At 41.0% G+C, this 4,970-nt stretch carries 4 protein-coding genes and 2 rRNA genes; 1 reads left to right on the forward strand and 5 read right to left on the reverse strand.

What is annotated here, in order from left to right:
* The first annotated feature begins 15 nt into the window (after positions 1-15).
* Positions 16-432: an IS200/IS605 family transposase gene (gene tnpA, locus AACQ49_RS06580; RefSeq protein WP_161778946.1), complete on the forward strand. Its 417-nt coding sequence runs from the start codon at positions 16-18 to the stop codon at positions 430-432.
* Positions 433-518: 86 nt separating this feature from the next.
* On the opposite strand, the gene AACQ49_RS06585 is transcribed toward tnpA, so the two are convergent.
* From AACQ49_RS06585 to AACQ49_RS06605, 5 genes are all read right to left on the reverse strand, one after another.
* Complete coding sequence (locus AACQ49_RS06585) at positions 519-1,211, reverse strand: LutC/YkgG family protein (RefSeq protein WP_012368603.1); 693 nt, start codon at positions 1,209-1,211, stop codon at positions 519-521.
* A 15-nt stretch (positions 1,212-1,226) separates the two neighbouring features.
* Positions 1,227-2,645 carry a LutB/LldF family L-lactate oxidation iron-sulfur protein gene (locus AACQ49_RS06590; RefSeq protein WP_004246616.1) on the reverse strand — a complete coding sequence of 473 codons (1,419 nt, stop codon included), beginning with the start codon at positions 2,643-2,645 and terminating at the stop codon, positions 1,227-1,229.
* The gene (locus AACQ49_RS06595) at positions 2,636-3,373 is read right to left on the reverse strand and encodes a (Fe-S)-binding protein (protein ID WP_017628596.1); all 738 of its coding nucleotides are present in this window, start codon (positions 3,371-3,373) and stop codon (positions 2,636-2,638) included. The genes AACQ49_RS06590 and AACQ49_RS06595 overlap by 10 nt, the downstream gene beginning before the upstream one ends.
* Positions 3,374-3,711: 338 nt before the next feature.
* Positions 3,712-3,827, reverse strand: a 5S ribosomal RNA gene (rrf, locus tag AACQ49_RS06600).
* Positions 3,828-3,938: 111 nt separating this feature from the next.
* Positions 3,939-4,970, reverse strand: a 23S ribosomal RNA gene (locus AACQ49_RS06605); the annotation flags it as partial.

The raw sequence follows: 4,970 nt of genomic DNA on the forward strand, positions 1-4,970 counted from the left end.
ATTATACTTTGGTCTATGAAAAATGAAACTAATATTCGCCGTGGCAGACATTGTGTATTCCTGATGCACGTCCATTTGGTCTTTGTCACAAAATACCGGCGAAAAATATTTGATCAGGAAGCAATTGAAAAATTGCGAGGCTACTTTGCCAGTGTTTGTGCTGATTTTGATGTTGAACTGGTTGAAATGGATGGGGAACGGGATCACGTTCATTTACTGATTAATTACCCGCCAAAACTGGCGATATCTAATCTGGTTAACAGCCTTAAAGGGGTATCGAGTCGATTACTTCGACGTGATCGCCCTGATATTGCCCAACGTGATTACTACAAGGGGGTTCTTTGGTCGCCGAGTTATTTCGCGGGGAGTTGTGGTGGCGCACCAATATCCATTATCCACCAGTACATTGAGCAACAGGAAACACCTCGTTAGTTAAAAAACCGCGCCTTATATCCCCTATCCCCGACCTGAAGGACGGGGTTTTACGGTGCTTTGGATAAAGAGGCGCGTGACTTAATTTAACAATCTTCAATAATCACATAAATCGCATTTAAAGAGCCATGAACACCAACAACCTTAATTAATTCAATATCTGATGTGCAACTAGGACCACTAATAATATTAATACAAGAAGGCATTCTTATATTTTTTAATGCCATTTGATGTAATCTTTCTGCTAACTGAGCAACTCGAGGTAAAATCGTACTGCGTTTTAGTACAAAAATCGTGGTTTCAGGGATCAATCCAACACTTCTTCCTTTGTCAGCCCCAGAAAATAAAACAACACCGCCAGATTCTGCAAGTCCATATTCAGCAAATACAATTCCGACTTTTGCCTCTTTTACCCGTTCAATATTTTTTTTACCCTCAGTATGATCCCAAATATTGGCATGACAGTGTTCTGATAAATAATCAATCACCCCACTTTCCTGTAATCGTGGATCACCCGTTAATATCACTGGTAAACCATACTGTTCACAAAGAGTCTCTAAATGCTTAGGTAAAGATGACAATGTTGTCGTTTCATAAGTACTTCCTGCTAACTGAGCTGTATTGAGAAAATATTGATAAAGTTCATCATCAGAAAGCTCCGTTAATCGTTGTTCTGGATATAAATTTACTGGTTCAGGTAAAGCTTCAGGTTGCGTTTTTAACGACCTACCTAATTGAGAAGCAAGATTTGATAAAAAGCGTTCTTTATTGTTATCCATATTGTTATCCATCTCTTATTTCTCCTCTTTTTGGTGTTTTTTAAACCAACTACGAAAACTTTCACCATCACCTTCAGGTAAATTTCTCGCTTCTGTCCATGCTTTTATTGCACCGATATTTAATGGCGCTTTACCTTCTTTAATAAACCATTTTGTAGCATGAGCCCCCATATTCATCCCAACTTTCCATAACATAGGATGGCGGTTCACATAATTAAATACCCGAGTAATATTACGTTCAGTTGTCGGTGTTATACCTTGCTCTACCATGACTTCACGATGTTTCTTTATAAGATTTGATAAAGGTATTTTTACTGGGCAAACGCTATCACAAGCAGTACATAATGAGCAGACATAAGGCAGGTTTTTAAAGTCTTTATATCCACCAAGTAGTGGCGTTAAGACGGCACCAACAGGGCCTGGATAGATAGAATCATATCCTTGACCGCCAATATGGCGATAAGCAGGGCAAGTATTCATACAAGCACCACAACGGATACAACGTAAAATATCTTTAAATTCAGAACCAATGATCTTCGAGCGGCCATTGTCTACAATAACAAGATGGAAATCTTCTGGGCCATCAACGTTGTCATTCTCTTTAGGGCCAGTAAGCCATGTATTATAGCCCGTTAAACGTAACCCTACTGCACTACGGGCCAACATGGTAATTAAGATATCTACCTCTTTAAAAGTAGGTGCAATACGTTCCATCCCCATCACCGCAATATGCGTTTTGGGTAATGTTGTACTTAATCGTGCATTACCTTCATTAGTGACTAAACAAACAGAACCTGTTTCTGCTACCGCAAAATTACACCCCGTAATACCGATATCGGCAGTAAAAAAATCGTCTCTAATGTTCTGGCGAACAAAACGCGTCATTTCTTCTGGTGTATCTGAGCCGTTATAACCCAGTTTGTCATGAAATATTTGACGTATTTGAGCTCTATTTTTATGAATAGCAGGGACCACTACATGAGATGGGGCATCTTTTGCTTGTTGAAGAATAAACTCGGCTAAATCGGTTTCAATAACATTAATACCTGCATTTTCTAATACAGGGTTTAAGCCAATTTCTTCCGTCACCATTGATTTGGCTTTGACTATTTTTTTGGCTTTTTTCTCTTTTGCAATATTGAGAATATATTGAGAGGCTTCTTCTTTCGTTTGAGCAAAGAAAACATGCCCACCATGTTGTTCTATTTTTTCAGATAATTGATATAAATAGGCATCTAAATTAGCAAGTACATGATCACGAATTTGTGCCGCTCTATCCCGCCAATCCTCCCAGTGTCCTAATTCATCAACCATTTTTTGACGATTACGGCCAATAGTTTCTTGCGCATTAGCAACGGCTTTTTGCATAATTTGATCGTGAACTTGACGATCAATTAGCGTTTTAAAAGGAAGAGAGCTTGTTTTTAATGACATAATTCCTCCTCATTGCTCATCAATACTTGCGCAATATGCATCACTTTAACTGGACGACCTTCTCTCTCTAAACGACCACCTATATTTAATAAGCAACTGACATCCGCACCAATTAAATAGTCAGGATGAACATCCATAATGTGATGAACTTTTTCTTTGACCATTTCACCTGAAATTTCAGCCATTTTTACCGAAAACGTCCCCCCAAAACCACAACAGGTTTCCATATTGTCAAAAGGTAATAATTCTAGCCCTTTTACATGGCGTAATAATGTGAGTGGCTCTTCTTTCACTCCCATTTTACGAAATAAGCTACAAGATGGATGATAAACAGCTTTTCCTTTAAGGCTTGCACCTACATCCACAATATTTAATTGATTAACGATAAAGGAGGTGAGATCAAACATGCGATTAGCTATTTTTTCTGCACGAATAGCCCAGTCAGGTTCATTTACCAGATATTTAGCATAACTTTTAATAGCAAAAGAACATGATCCAGCAGGAGAAATAATAGGATAGTCATTAACTTCAAAGGTTTTAATCAAGTTTTTCATCGCTGGAATGGCATCTTTAATATATCCACTATTAATAGCAGGTTGACCACAACAGCCCTGTTTTTCGAGAAAATGAACTCGACAGCCTAGTTTTTCTAACAGCAATACGCTATCTCTTGCCATCTGAGACTTTAAAGCGTCACCAATGCATGTTACATAAAAATTAACATCCATACTTATGCTCCCATTGCTTTTATCTATGTAGAGTAAGTAAATAAGCCGAGACTCATTTATAAACTCATTTGTATGACAAATAGTGTTGCATAAAAATAATGTTAAATATATGTGTATAAGTGTTTTTTTTATAAATTTACAGTTTTCAAGAAATAAAGAAATGGGAATATAAAGGGTATTTATGATTATTTTTTAATAAAAACAATTTATTACTGTGGCAAATTGAGGGAGTTTATTAAGTCTAGTTTTATTACGATAAATAAAGAATTTAACGTAAGCGAAATAGAATAAACGCAAAAAAGCCAACCCAGTGGGTTGGCTTTCTCGTCTTATTTAATGCTTGGCAGTTCCCTACTCTCACATGGGGAGACCCCAAACTACCATCGGCGCTACGGCGTTTCACTTCTGAGTTCGGCATGGGATCAGGTGGGACCACCGCGCTATGGCCGCCAAGCAAATTCTGTCTATTACTCGCTTCTTTCCTTTCGGTAAGTCACCAGTAATTTAATCTTGAACAAGCTGACTTTATCGTTTTGTCTCTCTGACAAAACACCTTCGGTGTTGTCAGGTTAAGCCTCACGGTTCATTAGTACTGGTTAGCTCAACGTATCGCTACGCTTACACACCCAGCCTATCAACGTCTTAGTCTTAAACGTTCCTTTAGGTCGCTTAAAGCGACAGGGAAGACTCATCTCGAGGCAAGTTTCCCGCTTAGATGCTTTCAGCGGTTATCTCTTCCGCACTTAGCTACCGGGCAATGCCATTGGCATGACAACCCGAACACCAGTGGTGCGTTCACTCCGGTCCTCTCGTACTAGGAGCAACCCCTCTCAATCTTCCAACGCCCACGGCAGATAGGGACCGAACTGTCTCACGACGTTCTAAACCCAGCTCGCGTACCACTTTAAATGGCGAACAGCCATACCCTTGGGACCTACTTCAGCCCCAGGATGTGATGAGCCGACATCGAGGTGCCAAACACCGCCGTCGATATGAACTCTTGGGCGGTATCAGCCTGTTATCCCCGGAGTACCTTTTATCCGTTGAGCGATGGCCCTTCCATTCAGAACCACCGGATCACTAAGACCTACTTTCGTACCTGCTCGAGCCGTCACTCTCGCAGTCAAGCTGGCTTATGCCTTTGCACTAACCGCATGATGTCCGACCATGCTTAGCCAACCTTCGTGCTCCTCCGTTACTCTTTAGGAGGAGACCGCCCCAGTCAAACTACCCACCAGACACGGTCCCCGACCCAGTTTATGGGCCTAGGTTAGAACATCAAACGTTAAAGGGTGGTATTTCAAGGTTGGCTCCATGCAGACTGGCGTCCACACTTCAAAGCCTCCCACCTATCCTACACATCAAGGCTCAATGTTCAGTGTCAAGCTATAGTAAAGGTTCACGGGGTCTTTCCGTCTTGCCGCGGGTACACTGCATCTTCACAGCGAGTTCAATTTCACTGAGTCTCGGGTGGAGACAGCCTGGCCATCATTACGCCATTCGTGCAGGTCGGAACTTACCCGACAAGGAATTTCGCTACCTTAGGACCGTTATAGTTACGGCCGCCGTTTACTGGGGCTTCGATCAGGAGCTTCGC

The organism is Proteus sp. G2675 (assembly GCF_963886535.1).
GTDB lineage: Bacteria > Pseudomonadota > Gammaproteobacteria > Enterobacterales > Enterobacteriaceae > Proteus > Proteus mirabilis.